The 20,268-nt window shown below is 54.9% G+C and carries 22 protein-coding genes; 12 read left to right on the top strand and 10 right to left on the bottom strand.

Going from position 1 to position 20,268, the window contains the following annotated elements:
• Positions 1-35 precede the first annotated feature (35 nt).
• The 6 genes from ACEVJK_RS04080 (at position 36) to ACEVJK_RS04055 (ending at position 5,777) form a co-directional block, all read left to right on the top strand.
• Positions 36-851, top strand: coding sequence for a transketolase (locus tag ACEVJK_RS04080; protein WP_186853165.1), 816 nt, complete (start codon positions 36-38; stop codon positions 849-851).
• 22 nt (positions 852-873) lie between these two features.
• Positions 874-1,803, top strand: coding sequence for a transketolase family protein (locus ACEVJK_RS04075; protein WP_186853164.1), 930 nt, complete (start codon positions 874-876; stop codon positions 1,801-1,803).
• Positions 1,794-2,876: a TRAP transporter substrate-binding protein gene (locus tag ACEVJK_RS04070; RefSeq protein WP_340406352.1), complete on the top strand. Its 1,083-nt coding sequence runs from the start codon at positions 1,794-1,796 to the stop codon at positions 2,874-2,876. The genes ACEVJK_RS04075 and ACEVJK_RS04070 overlap by 10 nt, the downstream gene beginning before the upstream one ends.
• A gap of 105 nt (positions 2,877-2,981) precedes the next feature.
• Positions 2,982-3,491 (top strand): TRAP transporter small permease, encoded by a 510-nt coding sequence (locus tag ACEVJK_RS04065; RefSeq protein ID WP_186853162.1) that lies wholly within the window; start codon positions 2,982-2,984, stop codon positions 3,489-3,491.
• On the top strand, positions 3,491-4,789 hold the full coding sequence (locus ACEVJK_RS04060; RefSeq protein WP_186853161.1) for a TRAP transporter large permease: 1,299 nt from the start codon (positions 3,491-3,493) through the stop codon (positions 4,787-4,789). Before ACEVJK_RS04065 ends, ACEVJK_RS04060 begins: the two co-directional genes overlap by 1 nt.
• Before the next feature lie 31 nt (positions 4,790-4,820).
• Positions 4,821-5,777 (top strand): hydroxymethylglutaryl-CoA lyase, encoded by a 957-nt coding sequence (locus ACEVJK_RS04055; protein WP_374740016.1) that lies wholly within the window; start codon positions 4,821-4,823, stop codon positions 5,775-5,777.
• 524 nt (positions 5,778-6,301) lie between these two features.
• Here the strand turns inward: ACEVJK_RS04055 and ACEVJK_RS04050 are convergent.
• On the bottom strand, positions 6,302-6,697 hold the full coding sequence (locus ACEVJK_RS04050) for a hypothetical protein (RefSeq protein WP_147571110.1): 396 nt from the start codon (positions 6,695-6,697) through the stop codon (positions 6,302-6,304).
• A 246-nt stretch (positions 6,698-6,943) separates the two neighbouring features.
• On the opposite strand from ACEVJK_RS04050, the gene ACEVJK_RS04045 reads away from it, so the two are divergent.
• The 4 genes from ACEVJK_RS04045 (at position 6,944) to rpsR (ending at position 8,703) form a co-directional block, all read left to right on the top strand.
• Complete coding sequence (locus tag ACEVJK_RS04045; RefSeq protein WP_147571109.1) at positions 6,944-7,429, top strand: deaminase; 486 nt, start codon at positions 6,944-6,946, stop codon at positions 7,427-7,429.
• 198 nt (positions 7,430-7,627) lie between these two features.
• Positions 7,628-7,924 carry a 30S ribosomal protein S6 gene (gene rpsF, locus ACEVJK_RS04040; RefSeq protein ID WP_147571108.1) on the top strand — a complete coding sequence of 99 codons (297 nt, stop codon included), beginning with the start codon at positions 7,628-7,630 and terminating at the stop codon, positions 7,922-7,924.
• Between the two features lie 12 nt (positions 7,925-7,936).
• Positions 7,937-8,419: a single-stranded DNA-binding protein gene (locus tag ACEVJK_RS04035; protein WP_147571107.1), complete on the top strand. Its 483-nt coding sequence runs from the start codon at positions 7,937-7,939 to the stop codon at positions 8,417-8,419.
• Positions 8,420-8,463: 44 nt separating this feature from the next.
• Complete coding sequence (rpsR, locus tag ACEVJK_RS04030; protein WP_374740045.1) at positions 8,464-8,703, top strand: 30S ribosomal protein S18; 240 nt, start codon at positions 8,464-8,466, stop codon at positions 8,701-8,703.
• A gap of 77 nt (positions 8,704-8,780) precedes the next feature.
• Here rpsR and ACEVJK_RS04025 read toward each other — a convergent pair whose 3' ends face one another.
• The 5 genes from ACEVJK_RS04025 to ACEVJK_RS04005 all read right to left on the bottom strand — a co-directional run bounded on the left by ACEVJK_RS04025 (position 8,781) and on the right by ACEVJK_RS04005 (position 11,197).
• Positions 8,781-9,110, bottom strand: a complete 330-nt coding sequence (locus ACEVJK_RS04025) for a hypothetical protein (protein WP_374740014.1) — start codon at positions 9,108-9,110, stop codon at positions 8,781-8,783.
• A gap of 110 nt (positions 9,111-9,220) precedes the next feature.
• Positions 9,221-9,376 (bottom strand): hypothetical protein, encoded by a 156-nt coding sequence (locus tag ACEVJK_RS04020; RefSeq protein WP_374740013.1) that lies wholly within the window; start codon positions 9,374-9,376, stop codon positions 9,221-9,223.
• Positions 9,377-9,731: 355 nt separating this feature from the next.
• Positions 9,732-10,100: a DUF2085 domain-containing protein gene (locus ACEVJK_RS04015; protein ID WP_147571104.1), complete on the bottom strand. Its 369-nt coding sequence runs from the start codon at positions 10,098-10,100 to the stop codon at positions 9,732-9,734.
• A 1-nt stretch (position 10,101) separates the two neighbouring features.
• The gene (locus ACEVJK_RS04010) at positions 10,102-10,395 is read right to left on the bottom strand and encodes a zinc-ribbon domain-containing protein (protein WP_147571103.1); all 294 of its coding nucleotides are present in this window, start codon (positions 10,393-10,395) and stop codon (positions 10,102-10,104) included.
• Positions 10,396-10,489: 94 nt separating this feature from the next.
• Complete coding sequence (locus tag ACEVJK_RS04005; protein WP_374740011.1) at positions 10,490-11,197, bottom strand: FadR/GntR family transcriptional regulator; 708 nt, start codon at positions 11,195-11,197, stop codon at positions 10,490-10,492.
• Positions 11,198-11,304: 107 nt separating this feature from the next.
• Here ACEVJK_RS04005 and ilvD point away from each other — a divergent pair, with 107 nt between their 5' ends.
• A complete protein-coding gene (ilvD, locus tag ACEVJK_RS04000; RefSeq protein WP_374740010.1) occupies positions 11,305-12,966 on the top strand; it encodes a dihydroxy-acid dehydratase in 1,662 nt (553 codons plus the stop codon).
• Positions 12,967-13,283: 317 nt separating this feature from the next.
• Here the strand turns inward: ilvD and ACEVJK_RS03995 are convergent, their stop codons facing one another.
• Positions 13,284-14,225 (bottom strand): D-2-hydroxyacid dehydrogenase, encoded by a 942-nt coding sequence (locus ACEVJK_RS03995; RefSeq protein WP_147571100.1) that lies wholly within the window; start codon positions 14,223-14,225, stop codon positions 13,284-13,286.
• A gap of 199 nt (positions 14,226-14,424) precedes the next feature.
• Between ACEVJK_RS03995 and ACEVJK_RS03990 the strand changes: the two genes are divergently transcribed.
• Positions 14,425-15,354, top strand: a complete 930-nt coding sequence (locus ACEVJK_RS03990; RefSeq protein ID WP_186853155.1) for a LysR family transcriptional regulator — start codon at positions 14,425-14,427, stop codon at positions 15,352-15,354.
• Positions 15,355-15,450: 96 nt separating this feature from the next.
• On the opposite strand, the gene ACEVJK_RS03985 is transcribed toward ACEVJK_RS03990, so the two are convergent.
• The 3 genes from ACEVJK_RS03985 to ACEVJK_RS03975 all read right to left on the bottom strand — a co-directional run bounded on the left by ACEVJK_RS03985 (position 15,451) and on the right by ACEVJK_RS03975 (position 20,207).
• A complete protein-coding gene (locus ACEVJK_RS03985; protein WP_340406366.1) occupies positions 15,451-17,373 on the bottom strand; it encodes an NAD(+) synthase in 1,923 nt (640 codons plus the stop codon).
• 661 nt (positions 17,374-18,034) lie between these two features.
• Positions 18,035-19,828, bottom strand: coding sequence for a M56 family metallopeptidase (locus tag ACEVJK_RS03980; RefSeq protein WP_374740008.1), 1,794 nt, complete (start codon positions 19,826-19,828; stop codon positions 18,035-18,037).
• Between the two features lies 1 nt (position 19,829).
• The gene (locus ACEVJK_RS03975) at positions 19,830-20,207 is read right to left on the bottom strand and encodes a BlaI/MecI/CopY family transcriptional regulator (RefSeq protein WP_240286658.1); all 378 of its coding nucleotides are present in this window, start codon (positions 20,205-20,207) and stop codon (positions 19,830-19,832) included.
• Between the last annotated feature and the right edge of the window lie 61 nt (positions 20,208-20,268).

Genomic DNA, 20,268 nt, shown 5'->3' with positions numbered 1-20,268 from the left:
CCTGTGGTCATCTAACTGTTGAAAGGAGCTTTGTGATGCAACATAGTATTCAGGAGCTGACTGAACTGGCGAAGGAGGCTCGTCGGACCACAATGGAAATGATTGCTAGCCTGGGGAAAGGTCATGTTGGCGGCGCATTGGATATTGTGGACGTACTTACTGTACTCTATTATGAGGAAATGAATATCGATCCGAAAAATCCCCAAATGCCTGGGAGAGACCGCTTTGTGCTTTCTAAAGGACATGGAGGTCCCGGAGTTTATTCCATTCTGGCCATGAAGGGTTATTTTGATCGGAAGGAAATATATACCCTGAATAAGCCAGGTACTATGCTACCCAGTCATTGTGACCGGCTTTTGACTCCTGGAATTGATATGACCACCGGCTCTCTGGGGCAAGGCCTATCTGCCGCCGTAGGCATGGCGCTGGCTGACCGAATCGATGGGAACGGCGCCAGAGTGTATTGTATCATTGGTGACGGCGAAAGTCAGGAAGGCCAGATCTGGGAGGCTGGTATGTATGCAGCACAGGCCAAACTAGGCTCATTGACCTGCTTTCTAGACCTGAACGGCCAACAGATTGACGCCCCGGTAGATGAGGTCAACTCCATGATTGATGCGGCAGCTAAGTGGCGCGCATTTGGCTGGAACGTTCAGGAAATCGACGGCCATAACCTCCAGGCCATCTATGACGCTATTGAGCAGGCAAAAACCTGTATGGACAAGCCCAATATGATTGTGCTCCACACCATAAAAGGAAAAGGCTGGAAAAAAATAGAGGGGACGACCAAGTCCCATAGTATGCCGGTGACTGCGGAAGATCTAAAAGATGCTCTGCAGGACCTGCAGTAAACGGTGATCAGGAGGTGAAATCATGGAAAGCAAAGTTGAAATGAGAAAAATTTTTTGCGATACCCTGATCGACTTGGCAAAAGCGGATGAACGCATCTGTATCGTCAACTCAGATTCCCGACAGATCTCCGGTACACGGGACTTTGAACAGGCCTATCCTGACCGTGCGTTTAATGTAGGAATTGCGGAAGCCAACATGGTGGGCGTGGCGGCCGGGCTGGCTGTCAGTGGAAAACGTCCATTTGTCCATGCGTTTGGTCCCTTTATGACGCGCAGGGTTTTGGATCAATTGACGATTTCTCTGGCGTATAGTAAACTGAATGCGGTTTTGGTAGGCCTGTCTCCCGGAATTGTCGCTGAAATTAATGGCGGGACCCATCAGAGCTACGACGATATTGCCGCTGTACGAGGAATCGCAAATACTACCATTGTGGAGCCCTTTGATGGTATGCAGCTTCGTCAGATGATTCCAGCCCTATTGGATCTGGACGGCCCGGTGTATCTTCGCTATGACCGGGCTGTGGCTCCTTGTTTTTACGGTGATGACTACCGCTATCAGCTTGGTAGGGCTGATATACTGCGTAAGGGCAGTGATGTCACTCTGATTTCTTCCGGTATTATGCTGACTCAGTGCCTGGAAGCGGCCCAAATTCTGAAGGAGAATGGGATTGAGGCACGGGTTCTAAATATGCATACCATTAAGCCGATAGATCAGGAGGCAATCATTCAGGCTGCCCGCGAAACTAGAGGGATCATTACAGTGGAAAACCACAATATTATCGGTGGCCTGGGAAGCGCGGTAGCTGAGGTACTGGCGGAAAACTATCCGGCCCCTATGCGCCGCATTGGCATTCGGGACCGGTTTGGTGAGGTGGGCAATCGTGCTTACCTTCGCCAGTGCCTTGGAATTGACACTGGAGACATCGTAAAAGCGGCAATGGAATGGAAGTAATCAAAAGATATGCGATAGAAAGGAGCGCAAAAATGAAAAAAACTATAAGCGCAATGTTAGCAGCTGTCCTTCTACTGTCACTGACAGCCTGCGGAGGTAACAACAATAACAGCGATAACAATTCATCCTCTGCTATCAATGCGGATGGAAGCCGTGAAACCTATGTGACGTTCAAGGTTGGTACCAGCCACAATGCGGAATCTTTTTTCTATGCTGGCTTGGCTGAGTTTGAACGGCTGGTTGAGGAGAATACCAAGGGGGCGGTTCAGGTCGAGGTCTTTGCTGATGAGGCTCTGGGCACCGAGGGTGAGATGGCTGAGGGTGTGGCCATGGGCACAGTAGACGCTTGTCTGGTAGGCTCCAGCTCAGTAGCAAAACTGGATTCTAATTTTAATGTGTTTAGCTTGCCTTATCTTTTTATTGACAGTGACCATGTAGACGCTGTCTTTGCAGGTGAACCAGGGCAGCTTTTCCGAGACAATATCTGGAACAGCAATCATGTTATGATCCTAGATTACTGGGATTCCGGCTTCCGTCATTACTCAACTAACAAGGGAGAAATCAATGGTCCCGAGGATATGGCTGGACAGCTGATTCGTATTCCTGATAACCCCATTCAGGCTGCCACAGCTGCCGCTCTGGGTGCGTCTACTTCTACGTTGGGCTATAAAGAAGTCTATCTGGCTTGTTCCAACAATACTGTAGACGGTCAGGAAGGCCCTATTTTTGCTTTCTGTGATGATAACTTTTACGAAGTGCAGAAGTATATGGTTCTGGATGGCCACATTTACACAGTTATGGGCCTGCTGATGAATGGAAATGTCTGGGAAAAGTTGACCGATGAGGACCAAGAAATTGTAATGCAGGCTGCAAAGGACGCAGGCCTGGTGGAAAAGAATGGGATTCGCCAGAGCGAGGCTGAACAGATTGAGTTTTTAAAGGAAAAGGGAATGACAATTAATGAGAACCCCGATAAAGAGGCTTGGCGTGTGGCAACTGCCAGTGTATATGATCAGTTCGCTGATACCTATGGCGCAGATCTGATTGACCAAATCAAGAACTTCCAGTATTAATGTGTGCTCCTTTCTTCCAGATTGCGGAGCTTCTGGTTCAGGCCAGAAGCTCCGCGGTTCCCAATGTTAGAATTGAAAATCAATAAGATCGAAAGGAGATATTTTATGCATTCGTTCAACCGAAAACTACAAAAAATCTCCCGCGGCATTTATAAGGTTTTTTTTGTCTTTGCTACAGTTAGTTTTGCCGTACTGCTTGTAATTCTCCTAATCAATGTATTTTCTAGAAACTTTCTCAACGGTGCGGTCGCGTCTATTGAAGAAGGAAGTAGATTTATTTTTACATGGATCATGTTTCTGGGAATTGCCATCGGTGTGTACCGGAAAAAGCATCTAGGTGTGGAATTTCTGGTGGAAAAATATCCGCCCAAGCTGAAACGGGCTTTTTCCATAATCAGTGAGATTTTGACTATTCTGCTGTTTCTGGTATTGACCATTTATGGTTTTAAGTACTCTGCCAGTACCATGAGAATGTATTCTCCAATTATGTCTATCCCTTATGGATTGGTTTATCTCTGTATTCCTCTGTGTGGCGCATTCAGCTTATTTTATAGTATTGCCGGGATCATAAACGACCTGTATGGTGACGAGGAGAAGGGGGAGGGCAGCAAATAATGGTTTCTACCCTGTTGATTTTGATGATTGTTCTCTTCCTGATCCTAGTCATCTTTACTGGTACTCCCATTGCGGTAGCTTTGGGGCTGTCCGCAATCGCTGAACTGGTTATGCAGGGAGAGGTCCCGCTGATGATTGCGCCCCAGCGTATCTTTAACGGCGTAAATAGTGTGACACTGATGGGCATTCCCTTCTTTATGCTGGTGGGCTCTATTATGGAGCGCAGTGGAATTACCCAAAAACTGATTGATTTTGCCAACTCGCTGGTTGGCTGGCTGCGCGGTGGCCTGTGCTATGTAGGTGTTCTTACCGGCATCCTGATGGGCGGTATTTCCGGGTCCGCTCCCGCCGATACCGCGGCTTTGAGTTCTATTATGGTGCCGAGTATGGAGCGCAGCGGCTATCCAAGAGAATACTCCGCGGCCCTGATGGCCAGTTCTGGTACGCTAGGAATCATTATTCCCCCCAGTATGCCCATGATTGTATTGGCCAGTATTACTGGTATTTCAGTTGGGAAACTATTTCTAGGTGGTATTATCCCCGGTATCATGATTGGTGTTTCTTTTATGCTGGTCTGCGGGATCACCTGCTATGTACGCGGCTATGATAAAAACCACTGCAACCATTTCTCTGTTACCCAGGTTCTGAAGACGTTGCGGCATGCCCTGCTTCCGATTTTCGCTCCGGTCATTATCGTAGGTGGCATCCTGACTGGCATTGTAACCGCTACTGAATCTGCCATCACAGCAGTGGCTTATACCTTGATTGTTGCGATGGTGGTCTATCGGACTATCAGGATAAAGGACCTCCCAGAGATGTTTGTGGAATCAATAATTGGTGCCTCAAATGTCATGTTTATCATTGGCACATCCAGCCTCTTTGCTTGGATTTTGCAGAGCAATAACTTCCAGCAAGTTATTTTAAATCTGTTCGGTGATTCGGTCAGCAATAAAATCTGGGTCATGTTTATTGTCAACTTGGTGTTCTTTATCGGGGGGTTCTTTCTGGAGGGCACCGCCATGCAGATTATGTTTATCCCTGTTCTACTGCCCATTGTTCAGGCAGCCGGAATTGATACAGTTGCCTTTGGTGTTACCGTAATCTGCAATATAGCCGTAGGCAACCTGACTCCTCCCGTCGGCGTTTGTCTGTATGTAGCGGCCAATTCCTCTAACGCCAAGGTAGAGGGGATTATCCGCGAAATTATCCCGTTTGTCCTAATTACGCTGGTCGATGTTGCCATTTTGGTTGTGTTCCCGCAGCTGATTACATTTATTCCTAATATGATGAACGGATAAAAACAACGATACAGGATAAGGAAGGGTTTCTATGCCATTGAATCTGGTGGAAGAAATCAAAATTTGTGAAGTTGGACCTCGCGACGGCCTGCAAAATGAAAAGAGGATCTTGACCACAGAGGAAAAGTTAGTGCTGATCGAAGGTGTTGTACAAGCAGGTTTCTCCGTAATTGAAGTGGGATCCTTTATGAGCCCTAAAGCGGTCCCTCAGATGGCCAATACCGATGAGGTATTTCAAAATTTGAAGCGCAAAGAAGGTGTGGAGTACCGCGCGTTGGTCGCTAATTTAAAAGGTGTGGAGCGGGCCGCCGCCTGCGGTTGCAAAAAGGTCAAGCTGAATGTCTCCGCCAGTAAAGCGCACAATCTGGCCAACCTAAATCGGACTCCGGCGGAGACAGTGGAGGGTTTCTACGGCTGTATGGACGCGGCAAGGTCTGTGGGAATTGAGGTCTCCGGCTCGATCTCTATGGCCTTCGGCTCCCCTTGGGACCGGGAGATCCCTCTGTCCGACGTAAAGGAAATTGTGGACGCCTATCTGGCCGTGGGCGTGACGGAGATCTCCCTGTCCGACGCCTCTGGTCAGGCTTACCCCACACAGGTATATCAAATCTGTACCGATATGGCAAAGACCTATCCCCAGGTAGCCTGGTGGCTCCACTTCCACAATACCCGGGGGCTGGGGATCGCCAACATCATGGCTGGAATGCAGGCGGGCTTCACCCGGTACGATTCCGCTTGTGCAGGCGTGGGCGGCTGCCCCTTTGTGCCGGGTGCAGCAGGCAACGTGGCTACGGAAGACGTGGTCCACATGTGCGATGAAATAGGGATTAAAACCGGCGTGGATTTGGATCAGGCTATGAAGGTCAGCCGCCAGCTCATCCAACTGCTGAACCATGGAACCGACAGCTATCTGCTGCGGGCCGGAAAGTCCAGTGATCTGATTTCTGAACTGCCCACTGGACAGCTTAGAAATCAGACATTAAAATAAAACAAAAGTGTTCCGGCTGAGACAGAATGCTTTTGGGTTATTCAAGCGAAAGGGAACGATATGAGAAAGCGATTTTATCGGAAAAGCCCCTCTCCTGCCGCGCAAGCCATTGCAGGCTGTACAGTGAGTGTAGCAGGCATTTGCGCCGGGTTGTTCTATTTTATCCCTATCCATGAGGGTATAGGTACCTTGTGGACTATGTTCTGCGCGGTAATTGTGGGTATCTATTATGCGCGCTATACTCGGATTTGGAAAAGCACTTCGAAGAAAAAAGAGTAATATACAGATCGACACCAACCCCTAAGTGTTCTTATCTGCTCTATATGACAGACAAAATATTTAAAAGAGGGTTGAATTTCTACTAGAAGAATGAAATCAGTAGTTTGAATTCCCACATTAATAATCAGATATTTAAAAAGGGTCATCTGCCTTGATATCAAGGCAGATGACCCTTTTTAAATACACTCTGATGGAATATCCTGGTGCCCTTACCAGGGGTATCCCTCAAGTTCCACGGCTTTATATCAGCTTTTTTCCTGGAAACTGGCTCCGCATCCCCGGCAGGTGACTGTGATCTTCCCCTTGCCTCGGGGGACCCGGAGCTGCTGTCCACAGTTGGGACATTTGAAATACCGATGCTCCTTATCACGGGCGATGGTCCTGCGCAGGCGAAGCCACTGGATGGTTGGACCGGCCAGCTTCAAAAACCGCGCGTTTTCCTCCCGCCTCCGGGGCAGGTTCCGGGAGAGAAGGCGGAACAGGGAGAATACTATCAGCACACAGCAAACCCAATAGAGAATCTCGAACCTGGTGAGCAGGAACAAAAGGTATAGGACAAGATATGTGCCAATCAAAAAGACGTTCAGCTGGTCGTTACCATACCGGCCATACATAAACCGTTGGATCGCGTTGCGGATCATAAATGTGTGCCCCCTTAGGAAACAGGAGGCAGGCGTGTCCGCCTGCCAATGTACGATATTATGATAGTCTTTCTCCATGTAATCGTCAAGGCACCATTCGTAAACAAAATGTAAATTCCGTAGCCCTTTGCCACCCTCCGGCGCCTTTTTGCGCCTGACGACCCAGTATCAGGCCGAAGACTCTTGCGTCCGGGCGAAAAATAGGATATACTGTCACCATCCAAACAGAGGACAGGGGGACCTCGTATGAAGCGCATCGATAAGGAAAATTATTATCTGGACATTGCCGAGACCGTGCTGGAGCGGTCCACCTGCCTGCGCCGGTGTTACGGCGCTATCATCGTGAAAAATGACGAGATCGTGTCCACGGGCTACAATGGGGCTCCCCGTGGGAGGAAGAACTGTATGGACTTGGGCTACTGTACCCGGGAGGCCATGAATATCCCATCTGGTCAGCGGTATGAGCTGTGCCGCTCCGTGCATGCGGAGATGAATGCCATCATCTCCGCTGCCCGGCGGGACACCCTGGGTTCCACCCTCTACCTGGCGGGGCGGGAGGCGTCTACCGGCGAGCTGCTCCATGACGCCACTTCCTGCTCTATGTGCCGCCGGACCATCATCAACGCGGGTATCGACCGGGTGGTTATCCGCAACACAGATAAGGATTACTCCGTGGTCCATGTGGAGGACTGGATTCGGGAGGATGATTCTCTCCCGGAAAAGCAGGGCTGATCCCCTTTGCCCCATTGTTTGTAGGGAAATGCCGCCTATGGAACATGAAGGCGGCATTTTTATGGACAAAATTTGTATTTTGTCTTGACATTTACACGGCAGCGTGTATAATAATTAGGTCTGCCGATGTCGTCAGACAACATCCTTGCCCCTGGCATAAGACTTCAGGGGCCATATGTCCATAAGGAGGTGCAAAACATGGCAAAAATCAACGCGAACTACGAGGCGGTCTATATCCTACAGCCCGACCTGAGCGAGGAGCAGATCGCCGCCCTGGTGGCAAAGTTCAAGGCCGTGGTCGAGGCCAATGGTACCGTGTCCGAGATCGACGAGTGGGGCAAGCGCCGTCTGGCCTATCCCATCAACGATCTGATGGAGGGCTACTACGTCCTGATGACCTTTACTGCCGCCGCCGCTATCCCCGCTGAACTGGACCGTATTTTCCGGATCACCGATGGTGTGATGCGCTCCATGATTGTCTGCAAAGACCAGTAAGGGGGAGCGGATATGCTCAACAAAATCTTCATCATGGGTCGTCTGACCCGTGACCCCGAGCTTCGGCGCACCCAGACTGGCACGCCCGTGGCCTCCTTCTCCCTGGCCGTAGACCGGGATTTCAAGGACAAGTCCACCGGCGAGCGGACCACTGACTTTATCGACGTGGTGGCCTGGCGTCAGACTGGCGAGTTCGTCAGCCGCTACTTCACCAAGGGCCGTATGGCCGTGGTGGAAGGCCGTTTGCAGATCCGTGACTGGACGGATAAGGACGGCAATAAGCGCCGCTCCGCCGAGGTGGTGGCCGACCAGGTCTACTTCGGCGACTCCAAGCGGGATGGGGACGGAGGGGGCTTCTCCTCCGGGTATAGCCAGGGCGGCTCTGCCGCCGGCGGCTGGTCCGCTCCCGCTTCCAACTCCGGCTATGGCGCTCCGCCCGCGGACGGGGACCAGTTTGCCGATCTCTCTGATGATGACGGCCGGTTGCCGTTCTAACTTTGACCATGTATGGTCGTAAAAAGGAGGTCAATCCCATGGCTATGGAACGTGATAACAGAGCTCCCCGCGGCCGCAAGCGCCGCAAGGTCTGCGCTTTCTGCGTGGACAAGGTGGAGTGCATCGATTACAAGGACGCCGCCAAGCTGCGCCGGTTCACTTCCGAGCGGGCCAAGATCCTGCCCCGCCGCACCACCGGCACCTGCGCTATGCATCAGCGTCAGCTGACCGAGGCCATCAAGCGGGCCCGTCAGATCGCTCTGCTGCCCTATGTGACCGATTGATCGTGTCTATTAAAAAGCCGCCCATGGTTCATCCATGGACGGCTTTTTGTTGTAGCTGTATGATACACGCGGCCCGGTCAAATTCCCGCCTTTATCCTGAGAAGAAAAATAGCAAAGGCAGATACAAGAGCCAGGATTATCACGATTTTTAGGAGCTGTTGGGAGCGTTTCACATACTCAGGCGGAATATCATCCGACCGGCTGGAGCGGAGCTTATACCAGCAATACAGCGCAGGCACGCCAAGAAGGATGAGCAGTATCAACAGATACCAAGAGATGGAGGAAAGAATATGCTCTAATGCGCTCACTCCAAGCAGGGGAGCCGCAGAGTGAAAGGAAATCAGAAGTAAATAGAGGCTCAGACCCCAGTTTCCAAGACATAGAAGCTTATAATACAACTTTTTCATGCCAATTCCCCCTGAATAAAGGCTATACTCCACTGAGCCTGCGTGATGCTCTCTGCTGTGAAGGGGAGAGATAGGAACGACCGCTGTGCGGAAGCGCGATTGCCTGACGGTCATTCTATAGGGAAATGGGGGGCAAGGACATCATAAATTTTCTCCGGATCAATGGCCTGGTAGGTTCCGGAGGAGGTCTGGACCTGGAGGGTCACCTTGTCCTCCGTGCAATACAGGTCCAGGAAAAAATGCTCCCTCTCTCCCGTCATGGCCACAAAACAGTAGGACGCCTCTTCTGGAGGGGTATAGGGGCCAGAAAACAGCTGCGGCGGAATTTGGTTTCAGACAAGGCCCGGTACAGAAGGGCCGTTTCCTCCGCACTGGACTGATAGCTTATTCCCCCGTCAGATACGTTCCATTGGGGGAAATACAGAACGTCCACGCCTAAAATGCCGTCCTGACCGTCTGCAATTTCAACGGGGCGGAAGAATAGAAACCCCAATACTCCGATGAAAAGGGCGCAACCAGCCAGCAACAGGCACCCACATCCGGGCCTTTTTTTGATTTCTTTCATTGATGACCGACTTCCTATTCCAATCGAACTGGCATTTCTTACAAACACCAATTTCCCTATCTGTCCATCCAGCCTGTCCCAAATGCCATCCCCAATTCCAGTACCCACAGGGATGAGAGAAAAAACAGGCAGGTCAGTCCGTATCCAAAGAGCGTCCCGGTCACCAGCCTGCGCCCATTGCCGCTCTCATAAGGGGTCAGCGCCTGAAGTCCGCCGTCCAGCACCAGTGGGACAAGCAAGAGCAGGGCGGGCTTCCAGCCAGGGTGCCAGAGGGCAAAGGTGAGTCCACTAGCCAGGATGCCTGCAAGCTCACCGGTACACCGGGCACAGATTGGGAACTGTCTTCCGTGGAAGTGAAAGGAGCGGTCTGCCCGTTGGTGGCAGCCAAACAGAATTGGCAGCCACTTGTCAAACCAGTCCAGCATTTCAACTGCCCAGGACGATCCCAATCCCAAGCATGAATATCAGCACATAGTACAGCGCGCCAAGGCCCACAGCGACCAGTGCTCCAATACCGGCGGCCTTGGCTGTCCGGGGCTTCTGGTCCTTCCAGACCAGCCACAGCACCAGGCCGACAATGGGGATACAGCAGCCCAGAATCCCCCATCCAAGGCCGCCATTGTCTACCACCGGGGGAAGGGACGACTGAGAGGCACCGCACTGGGGGCAGGTGATGGTTCCATCCGCTATGGGAGCGCCGCAATGTCTGCAATATGCCATTTGGATTCCTCCTTTTTCAAACTGCATAATACGGATATTTCAAAGTCATTGTAGACGATTCTTCCTGAAAAGGCAAGAAAAAGCGCTCATTTTCTCAACTATGACACCCGGATCCGGAATGCTGCCCGGCTTCCAACCCCATCTCGTCCATGGCGTGAGCCATGTGGATGGCCATGGCGTGCTCCGCCCCTACTCCGTCCCTTCGGGCAAAAAACTCCAGCAGCAGGGCGTGGTCCCGCAGAGTGGCCTGGGCCAGATTCTCCTGGCCTTCTCCGGCGGATCCGATGGCCGTTTCCACTGCCTGGCTGATGATGGGCAGCAGGCGCATCATAAAAGCGTTGTGGGTGGCACGGACGATGGCCCCGTGGAATTCCAGGTCGGCCTGGGTCCGATCCTCGCCCGCCTGAATGCGGGCAGCCACCCGCTCTCCCTGGGTCAAAATTTCAGCCAGCTCCTGCTCCGTGGCCCGGACGCAGGCCAGACGGGCGGCCTGGGGCTCAAAGATAGCCCGCAGCTCGAACAGGTCCCGCAGTCGGCCCCTGATTTCTTCCAGGCGGCCAAAGCCAAAATCCTCAATCTCAGCCACCTGCCGGGACACAAAGGTACCGCGGCCCCGCTGGACCTCCAACACCCCTTGGACGGTGAGCGCCCGGATGGCTTCCCGCAGGGTGGCCCGGCTGACCCCCAGCTCATGGGACAGGTCTACCTCGTTGGGCAGCTTGTCTCCTGGGGACAGCCGCTCCTCGGCTACGATCTGGTTATAGAGCCGTTCTGCAGTCTGCTGGGATAAATTTGAGCCCATTGTGTCCGCCTCCTCTTGACATCCTTTCCCCCATGATATACTATATGGTCTGACAATTCAATAGTTATCAGACAACTGATGGCTTGATTTTTAAGGAGGCTTACTGTATGCGCTCTGATGTTGTAAAAAAAGGCGTGCCTGCCGCCCCGAACCGCTCTCTGCTCTATGCCCTGGGCTATACTAAGGAGGAGCTGGAGCGGCCCCTGATCGGCGTAGTCTGCTCCTACAATGAGATTGTCCCCGGCCACATGAACCTGGATAAGATCGCCGAGGCTGCGAAGGCCGGAATCCGGGCCGCCGGGGGAACTCCAGTGGAGTTCCCAGCCATTGCCGTGTGTGACGGCATCGCCATGGGCCATGTGGGCATGAAATACTCCCTGGTCACCCGGGACCTCATCGCTGACTCTACCGAGGCCATGGCTATGGCCCACCAGTTTGACGGCTTGGTGATGATTCCCAACTGCGACAAGAACGTGCCCGGCCTGCTTATGGCCGCCGCCCGGGTAAATATCCCCACCATCTTCGTGTCCGGCGGCCCCATGCTGGCCGGAACTCTAAATGACGGACGCCGCACCTGCCTGTCCCATATGTTCGAGGCGGTAGGCGCCTACTACGCCGGCAAACTGGACGAGGCCGGGGTGGAGGAGTATGAGAACAACGCCTGTCCCACCTGTGGCTCCTGCTCTGGCATGTATACCGCCAACTCCATGAACTGTCTGACCGAGGCCATCGGTATGGGACTGCGGGGCAACGGTACCATTCCAGCTGTTTGGTCCGCCCGTCTGCGGCTGGCCAAGCACGCCGGAATGCAGATCATGGACCTGGTAGCCAAGGACATTCGCCCACGGGATATTATGACCGAGGCGGCTTTCCACAATGCCGAGACCATCGACATGGCCTTGGGCTGCTCCACCAACACCATGCTCCACCTGCCCGCTATCGCACACGAGTGCGGTATTGAGCTGTCCTTTGACATGGCCAACGAGATCAGTTCCAAGACCCCCAACCTGTGCCATCTGGCTCCCGCCGGGGACACCTATATGGAGGATCTGGAGCGGGCAGGGGGCGTCTACGCCGTGATGGCGGAGCTGGCCGGAGCCGGTCTGTTGGACACCAGCCTGATGACCTGCACCGGCAAGACAGTGGCGGAAAATCTGGCGGGTGTGGTCAACCGGAATACCGAAATCATCCGGCCCATTGACAATCCCTACTCCAAGACCGGCGGCATCGCCGTCTTGAAGGGCAACCTGGCCCCCGACGGCTGTGTGGTGAAGCAGTCCGCCGTGGCCCCTGAGATGATGGTTCATGAAGGCCCCGCTCGGGTGTTTGACTGTGAGGACGATGCCATCCAGGCCATCTATGATGGCAAGATCGCGGCCGGGGACGTGGTGGTCATCCGCTATGAGGGACCCAAGGGCGGACCTGGTATGCGTGAGATGCTCAACCCCACGTCCGCCATCGCCGGAATGGGACTGGACAAGGACGTGGCTCTCATCACCGACGGCCGCTTCTCCGGCGCCACCCGGGGCGCCTCCATCGGCCATGTGTCCCCGGAGGCGGCCAGCGGTGGTCCCATCGGACTGGTGGAGGAGGGGGATCGAATTGCCATCGATATCCCCAACCACTCCATCACTCTGAAGGTGCCTGACCAGGAGCTGGCTGCCCGGAAGGCCAAGTGGTCCTGCCCCGAACCCAAGATCAGGACCGGCTATCTAGCCCGGTACGCCAAGCTGGTGTCGTCCGCTGACAGGGGCGCTATTTTGGAATAAACAGTGCGTCTGATAGAAACAAAGAGGGGGCTCCCACCTATATGGGAGCCCCAGTGTTTTGTTAAAAAGTCGCCTTGCATATCATTTTGGGAAATCACGTGAAACCGTCCCACTGCGGACGGTTTTCGGCGCTTCATGAAAGGGATCGTCACAAGATGGATTACCCAGAACAGGCTCAGACAATGGAACCTGAAGGACTTCAACAAAGACAACACAGAGATTGAAACAGCCCCGGTGGTGAGCAGCTGCTGCTCGCCTAAACAGGGCAAAAATAAGCTCTCCGGCCAAGCCGGAGAGCTTAAATAAAATAGGGAAGATTAGGTTAGGGACAGGGCCTCTTTCACCTTGGCGATAATGTGAGCGCCGATGTCACGGGAGGCGTCCACTGTCTGGGCACCCAGGTGGGGGGTGACGATAAAGTTATCACACTCAAACAGGGGGGAGTCAAAGCCGGCACCCTCAGTCAAACCGCCAGCAGCCAGCTCGTTCTCCATGACATCCGAGCCGTAGCCACCCAGCTTACCGGACTTCAGGGCCTCATACATATCCTTCTCGTTGACGATGCCGCCGCGAGCCATATTCAGAACCACAGCGCCGTCCTTCATCTCGGCGATGGACTTAGCATTGAACAGATTTTTGGTTTCGTCGGTGAGAGGCATATGAATCGTCACATAATCAGACACCTTCAACACCTCATCGATGGTCATGCTGGTGGCCTTCTGCTCCTCAAACACATGGGCGGGCAGATAGGGATCATAAGCGACCACGTTCATCAGGAAGGCACGGCCCAGTTCACCCACGCGCTGACCAATGCGGCCGAAGCCCAGCACGCCCAGAGTCTTGCCACGCAGCTCAGAGCCTACGAACTTATACTTGTCCCAGTTCTTGTTTACCTTCACGTCATAGCAGGCAGGGATGGTATGACGCGCGATATCCAGCATTTTGGCAATGGTCAGCTCGGCAACGGCGTTTCCGTTCAAGCCGGGGGCGTTGATGACCTGGATGCCCTTCTCCTTCGCCGTGTCCATATCAATGTGGTTCAGACCCACGGAGCAGACTCCGATGACCTTTAGATTCTTGGCAGCGTCCAAAATCTCCTTGTTAATGGCGGGGTCCACCCGCATGATGAGTACGTCATAGTCAGGGATCAGAGCGACCAGCTCCTCCTGGGTGGGGAGCATCTTCGTATCGACCTGCATGTACTTGCCGAGCTCCTCGGCAATAGAGCTATGGACTGCGTCAATGATGAGGCACTTCATAAATGATCAATCCTTCCTTAAAAATATGTTTGGACATACCTTTTGTTGATTTCCTTTTTCACTATCCCTATTATGCCACAAAATCTTTGCCAAGAATATCACCTTTTTGGTTATGGTTGCCACAACTGTTTGACTGTGATAAAATAGTTGCATACCACAAAAAAGTGAAGGAACTCCGTCAAAGTCAAGGAGGCTAAGTATGAATTTTCTGCATCTAAAATATTTTTTGATGGTAGCTGAAGAACTAAACATTACTCGGGCCGCAGAGCGGCTGTATATCTCCCAACAGTCCTTGTCCAATCACATCAGCAATATGGAGCGGGAACTGGATGTTAAGCTCTTTACCCGCTCCCCCAAACTGTCTCTGACTTATGCCGGCGGTCTGCTGGTGGAAACGGCTACCCAGATCCTGGACCTGTACAGCCAATATCAGACCAAAGTAGGAGATATCAACCGCCACTACTTAGGAATGCTGAGGGTCGGGATCTCCCATACCTGCGGTCTGGCGCTTATGCCGGATATCCTGCCAAAATTTCGACAGGAGTTCCCTTTGGTGGAATTTTCTCTTTTTGAGGGAAACTCTACCCAGTTGGAGGACGAGCTGTCCCACGGCCGAGTGGACCTGATTATCTGCTTTCAGCCCATCATGATGGATGGTGTGCGAACCGAACCTCTGACGGAGCAAAGATTAGTCATGGTGGTGCCCAGAGCCTTCACCGACGAGTTATTTGGCGAGCGAGCGGAGGAGGTCCGGGCCCAGTTTGCACAGGGAGCGGATATCGGAGCGTTCCAGCAGGTGCCTTTTATCCTCATTAAGCGGGGAAACCGGACACGGAATATTATTGATCAGTATTTCAGCCGGTATTACTTCAAGCCAAAGCTGATTTTGGAAACAGAAAATACGGTTACCACCTTAGCGATGGCGCAATCTGGCATCGGGATTACCATTTGTCCGGAGCTGTTTCTACGGGCCATTCCATCCCCCACGGCATCGGCGGGTGGGGTAGACCTGTTTCCCCTCACGGACCCCTCCACCTTCAGCAAGCTGGTAGCTGGATTTCGTCAGGACCGATATTTGTCCCATTTTGGCGAGCGGTTTATAGAGATTACAAAGGAAGTGCTGCAGTAAAAACCGCGGCCCCGAAACACCGGGGCCGCGGTTTGCCTTTTCTGTTGCAGGCGGATCTGGGCTGGGTCTCAAAAGCGGCTGATAGCCTATTTCCGGTCAGCTTTGAAGCTGATCCAGCTCCTCCATCCAGAGGGAGTTCACCGCGTCGCTGGGCATCCGCCAGTCTCCACGGGGAGACAGAGTCAGGGAGCCCACCTTGGGCCCGTCGGGCAGGCAGGAGCGTTTGAACTGCTGGGCAAAGAAGCGGCGGTAGAAATTTTGGAGCCACTTCAGGATGGCCGCCCGGTCATAGTAGTTCCCCAGGGCGTACAAGGCCAGCCGGAACACCTTGCGGGGGGAGAAGCCCCAGCGGACGGCGTAGTAAAGGAAAAAGTCGTGCAGCTCGTATGGTCCAACCAGATCCTCGGTCCGTTGGGCGATCTCCCCCTCCTTGGGGGGGAGCAGCTCTGGAGAGACGGGAGTGTCCAGGATATCCCGCAGCACGGCGGCCAGTTCGGGGTCGGAGGGCTCCACCGTATCTGCGGAGTAGGCCACCAGATGGCGTACCAGAGTTTTAGGAATAGAGCCGTTCACGCCGTACATGGACATATGGTCTCCGTTGTAGGTGGCCCAGCCCAGAGCCAGCTCGGAGAGGTCGCCTGTACCGATGACCAGCCCACCCTGGTGGTTGGCTACATCCATCAGAACCTGGGTACGCTCCCGGGCCTGGCCATTTTCAAAGGTGACGGATAGGTCGTCCATAGACTGGCCGATATCCCGGAAGTGGACTCGCACCGCCTCGCCGATATCGATGGTCTGGAATGTGGTCCCGATTCGCTCGGCCAGCAGCTGGGCGTTAGACTTGGTACGGCTGGTGGTGCCAAAGCAGGGCATGGTGACAGCGGTGATGTCCGTGCGGGGCCGGCCTAGCAAATCCATGGCCCTGGCGGTGATGAGCAGGGCCAAGGTAGAGTCCAGCCCACCGGACAGCCCCACCACGGCGCTTTTGGCCCCAGTATGAGCCAGCCGCTTTTTTAAGCCTAGAGCGGCGATATGCAGGATCTCCCGGCAGCGCCGGTCCCGGTCACCGCTGTCGTCGGGGACAAAGGGATTTGTCCCAATGGGGCGTGTGAGGGAGGTTTCCACCGGCTCCAGCGAGAATTCGGACCAGTCCATCCGCTCCTGCCTGGCGGGGGGGAAGGTAGTGATGCGGCGGCGCTCGAAGGCGATCCGGGCCACATCCACCTCGCTGACAGTCAGTCCATCCGCAAAGCGGCGCTCCGCCAGGACGGTCCCGTTTTCCGCAATCAGATTGTGGCCGGCAAAGACCAGATCGGTGGTGGACTCCCCCTCGCCGGCGTCGGCGTAGACATAGCCGCACATCAGACGCCCGGACTGACCGGCAACCAGAGCCCGTCGATAGTCCGCCTTGCCCACCGTCTCGTTGGAAGCCGACAGATTTAGGATCAGAGTGGCGCCGGACTGGGCCAGAAAAACGGAGGGGGGGGCGGAGGACCACAGATCCTCGCAGATCTCCACGCCGACCACCAGATCGGGCAGAGTGTCGCACCGGAACAGGTGGCGCTTGCCCAGAAAGACCTCCTGTCCGCACAGGGTCAGAGAGAGAAATTCCTCCTCCGGCCCGGGCTCAAACCACCGCTTCTCATAAAATTCCCCGTAGTTGGGCAGGCAGGTTTTGGGAATCAGCCCCAGCAGCTTCCCCCGGCAGAGCACGGCGGCGCAGTTGTAAAGCTTGCCCTCCGCCCGCACCGGAAGCCCCAGGGCCACCAGCATATCCACGGGACGGGTGGCCTCCAGCACCTGCCCCAGCGCATCTTCGGCGCCGCGGAGCAGGGTGTCCTGGAAAAACAGGTCGCCACAGGTATAGCCGGTCAGACATAATTCCGGAAGGGCCAGGACTTTGACGCCCTGCTCCTGAGCCTCCCGGATTAGGGCGATGCACTGCCGGGCGTTATAGGCACAGTCGGCCACCCGGATCTCCGGGGTACCGGCGGCCACTTTGATAAATCCGTCACGCATGATAAAAAACCTCCTAAGGTCAGGATATAGACACAAATATTGAGGATATCTTACTCCAGATTCCAATAAAATGCAAGAAGAAGGCAGGCGGTATTATACGCATTGATATAAAAACAAAATTGTTAATATTATTGTAATAATTGTGCATAACAGGGAAGTTACTATTAATATTAACTTTCCGGATACGCCAGCTCAAATTAGCTAAAGGTTAAAAAATAATGAAAGTAACATTACGCTTATGGAAAAAATTTATTTGGGGTTTGTATCTATTTGATATTCTTGTTACATTACTCATCCCACTATTTCCGTCATCTGTTGTGTTGAGGGTCATTGTGTGTAGCTTATGGGTGGTGTCGGCGATATTGATAGTGTTCAGACCCTGCCCGGAATGCAGGAAAATGCTTGCTTATTTCAATCAGGAGCGGTGCCAGAATTGTGGAGAAAAAGTGGATCGTGATAAGGAGATCTTCCGTATCCCCACCTGGAAAGAACAGAAGGAGGGCTATCGGGCAAAATTTGAAGCCTGGAAGAAAGAGGTCATGAAAAAAAGGCCATAAAACCAGAGAAACGCCCCCGGCGGAGCAGTTCGCCGGGGGCGCTTTTTTGATATGTATCCTATGTTCTGAAGGAGGGGAGAACGGGAGGGGCAGCGGCCTTTGGGTTAGTCAGTGGACTGAGTCCCCGGCCAGGAGGTCTCCTCGATTTGGGTGACTGTGCCGTCCACCACCGTGAGGGTATACCCATAGGTCCAATCGGCGTTTTCCAGTTCTGCCCAGGCCTGGGCGGCCTCCGCTGACACCGGCAGGGTATATTGAGTGTGGTCGCTGTCAGCGCCCTGTCTGCTCTGCGGGTCGATGGTTACACTATCCCCGCCGTCGTAGAAAAAGATGCTGCCCGGCTCCACAGGAATGGAGGAGAGAAGGGCGGCCCCCGGCCCCGGAAGCTCTATCCGGCCGCACCAGCCGGTAAAGTCCAGGCCGGCCCCGTCCAAAGCCAAATGGGCGCTGTCAGAGAGCTGGACCCGGACCGCCCGCCCCGCTCCGTCCAGCACCACCTCGCCGGGGACGCCGGCCTGGGACATGCCAACGGTGTGCTGAATGGTAACGGGGTTGAGGGAGTAGGCCTCCCCCTCCCAAGTGTGGAGCAGAGACGCCCCCTCCGCCAGCTCCGCTGTGCGCTCACGGGACAGGAGATCTCCGGAAAATACCTCATCCCACAGGGCGTCGGGGTCGGACAGCTGCTCCCGGGTCAGGGGGACATAGGCGACTGTGCCCGCCTCCGGGTCCAGGGCGGTGATCCAGGCTCCGTCCCCCTCCGGCCTATCTGCCTCGGCCTGGCAGCCAACCAGGCTGCCTGCCAGCACAGCGGCGGCCATTGCCGCCGCCATCGCCGCCCGGCCCCGGCGCTTGGGGGAGCTGTCCATGATGGCCCGGAAGCGGGCAAAGACCTCCCTCTTGTCCCCGGAAAAGCCGGTGGTCAGCCGGGACAGGCCATGCTCCTCGGCGGTCATCTGGTCCAGAAGGGTCCGGCCATAGGCCCGTCGGCCTGCCTCGTCCCGGGCCTTCAGCAGCTCGTAGTCACAGCACAGCTCCACGTCCTGCTGTGCCCGGCGGGCCATGAGCCACACCAGAGGGTTGAACCAGTGAAGACTGCGGGCCAGAGAGATCAGAAGCAGATAGCCGGTGTCCCGGTGCTTCAGATGGGTCAGCTCGTGGGCCAGGGCGGTCCCCAGACTGCCGCCGGTCTGGCCCTGGGGCAGCAGAATGACCGGGTGGAGAAAACCCATGAGCAGCGGAGTGTGGACCAGGGTGCAGCGGTACAGTTCCAGCGGGCGGTCACAGCCCACCACCCTCCTCTGCTCCGCCAGGGCCGATAGGTCCTCCTCCCCGGCGGGGACGCTCTGCCGGAGAGCCCGGCGGCGGAACAGCCCATAGCGGACCAGCCCCCCGAAAAAGAGGGCGGCGGCGGTCAGCCAGTAAACAAGATAGGCCATTCCAGTCCAGTGGACGGTATAGGTGGTGGCGCCGTTTATGGTGACCGTGCGCAGGTAGTCGTTGTCCCGGATCAGCACATCCCGGCCCGCGGCATCCTCATAGTGGACATGGTGTCGGAACCAGATATTTTCTCCATCAATGGTCGCCATGGCTCCGCCGGCCCCGCCGCTCCCGGCCTCCACGATCCGCTCGTGGTCCCGCGAATAGCCGTTCACCCGGTCGTAAGCCCCCTCCAACACCGCCTGGGGGGTGGCCACATCAACGAGGGAGGGTACCCAGACGGCCAGAAAGGACCGGGCGGACAGGTACAGGAACATGACCACCATCAGCCAGGTCCACACCTGCCGCCACCAGGTTGGGGCAAACCGCCCCTCCAGCCGCCGGCGCAGGAACAGAAGCAGGGCGATCAGGGCCCCAAAGCCCAGGCTGGTGGCCAGAAGATGGGTCAGATTTTCTGCCATATCAGCGACCTCCTTTTTCCAGCAGCGCCTCCAGCGCAGCCACGTCCTCCTGGGTCAGCTTGGCGTCGGGCAGCAGGGCGGCCACCAGACTGGGCAGCGAGCCGCCGTGGAGCCGGTCCAGAAAGGAACGGCTCTCGGCCTTCAGATAGTCCTTTTGGGCGACCAGCGGGGTATACAGGTTCGCTCTGCCGGCCTTCTCCCCCCGGACGAAGCCCCGTTCCTCCAACCGGGAGAGCAGCTTGAGCAGGGTGGGGGCCTTCCAGTCCCGCTCCAGCCGGGCGGCGATGTCCGCCGTGTGAGCAGGGTAGGCATCCAGAGCCCACAGGGCCTGCATCACCTCAAGCTCCGCGTCGGGAAGTCGGGTCAGCGCGTCGGTCATATCGGCACCTCCTTATTAGACGTTTGTCTATCTATATTTTACAACTGTCTAATTGGAATGT

The sequence above is a fragment of the Flintibacter sp. P01028 genome (genome assembly GCF_041925235.1).
GTDB classification, from domain to species: Bacteria; Bacillota; Clostridia; order Oscillospirales; family Oscillospiraceae; genus Lawsonibacter; species Lawsonibacter aceti.
The sequence above is the reverse complement of the archived record's forward strand: the minus strand, read 5'-3'. Positions and strand labels throughout refer to the sequence as shown.

Excerpts from the sequence above, each read along its gene's own strand:
- ACEVJK_RS04080 (WP_186853165.1), top strand. The coding sequence starts at position 36 with ATGCAACATAGTATTCAGGAGCTGACTGAACTGGCGAAGGAGGCTCGT.
- ACEVJK_RS04075 (WP_186853164.1), top strand. The coding sequence starts at position 874 with ATGGAAAGCAAAGTTGAAATGAGAAAAATTTTTTGCGATACCCTGATC.
- ACEVJK_RS04070 (WP_340406352.1), top strand. The coding sequence starts at position 1,794 with ATGGAAGTAATCAAAAGATATGCGATAGAAAGGAGCGCAAAAATGAAA.
- ACEVJK_RS04065 (WP_186853162.1), top strand. The coding sequence starts at position 2,982 with ATGCATTCGTTCAACCGAAAACTACAAAAAATCTCCCGCGGCATTTAT.
- ACEVJK_RS04060 (WP_186853161.1), top strand. The coding sequence starts at position 3,491 with ATGGTTTCTACCCTGTTGATTTTGATGATTGTTCTCTTCCTGATCCTA.
- ACEVJK_RS04055 (WP_374740016.1), top strand. The coding sequence starts at position 4,821 with ATGCCATTGAATCTGGTGGAAGAAATCAAAATTTGTGAAGTTGGACCT.
- ACEVJK_RS04050 (WP_147571110.1), bottom strand. The coding sequence starts at position 6,697 with ATGATCCGCAACGCGATCCAACGGTTTATGTATGGCCGGTATGGTAAC.
- ACEVJK_RS04045 (WP_147571109.1), top strand. The coding sequence starts at position 6,944 with ATGAAGCGCATCGATAAGGAAAATTATTATCTGGACATTGCCGAGACC.
- rpsF (WP_147571108.1), top strand. The coding sequence starts at position 7,628 with ATGGCAAAAATCAACGCGAACTACGAGGCGGTCTATATCCTACAGCCC.
- ACEVJK_RS04035 (WP_147571107.1), top strand. The coding sequence starts at position 7,937 with ATGCTCAACAAAATCTTCATCATGGGTCGTCTGACCCGTGACCCCGAG.
- rpsR (WP_374740045.1), top strand. The coding sequence starts at position 8,464 with ATGGAACGTGATAACAGAGCTCCCCGCGGCCGCAAGCGCCGCAAGGTC.
- ACEVJK_RS04025 (WP_374740014.1), bottom strand. The coding sequence starts at position 9,110 with ATGAAAAAGTTGTATTATAAGCTTCTATGTCTTGGAAACTGGGGTCTG.
- ACEVJK_RS04015 (WP_147571104.1), bottom strand. The coding sequence starts at position 10,100 with ATGCTGGACTGGTTTGACAAGTGGCTGCCAATTCTGTTTGGCTGCCAC.
- ACEVJK_RS04010 (WP_147571103.1), bottom strand. The coding sequence starts at position 10,395 with ATGGCATATTGCAGACATTGCGGCGCTCCCATAGCGGATGGAACCATC.
- ACEVJK_RS04005 (WP_374740011.1), bottom strand. The coding sequence starts at position 11,197 with ATGGGCTCAAATTTATCCCAGCAGACTGCAGAACGGCTCTATAACCAG.
- ilvD (WP_374740010.1), top strand. The coding sequence starts at position 11,305 with ATGCGCTCTGATGTTGTAAAAAAAGGCGTGCCTGCCGCCCCGAACCGC.
- ACEVJK_RS03995 (WP_147571100.1), bottom strand. The coding sequence starts at position 14,225 with ATGAAGTGCCTCATCATTGACGCAGTCCATAGCTCTATTGCCGAGGAG.
- ACEVJK_RS03990 (WP_186853155.1), top strand. The coding sequence starts at position 14,425 with ATGAATTTTCTGCATCTAAAATATTTTTTGATGGTAGCTGAAGAACTA.
- ACEVJK_RS03985 (WP_340406366.1), bottom strand. The coding sequence starts at position 17,373 with ATGCGTGACGGATTTATCAAAGTGGCCGCCGGTACCCCGGAGATCCGG.
- ACEVJK_RS03980 (WP_374740008.1), bottom strand. The coding sequence starts at position 19,828 with ATGGCAGAAAATCTGACCCATCTTCTGGCCACCAGCCTGGGCTTTGGG.
- ACEVJK_RS03975 (WP_240286658.1), bottom strand. The coding sequence starts at position 20,207 with ATGACCGACGCGCTGACCCGACTTCCCGACGCGGAGCTTGAGGTGATG.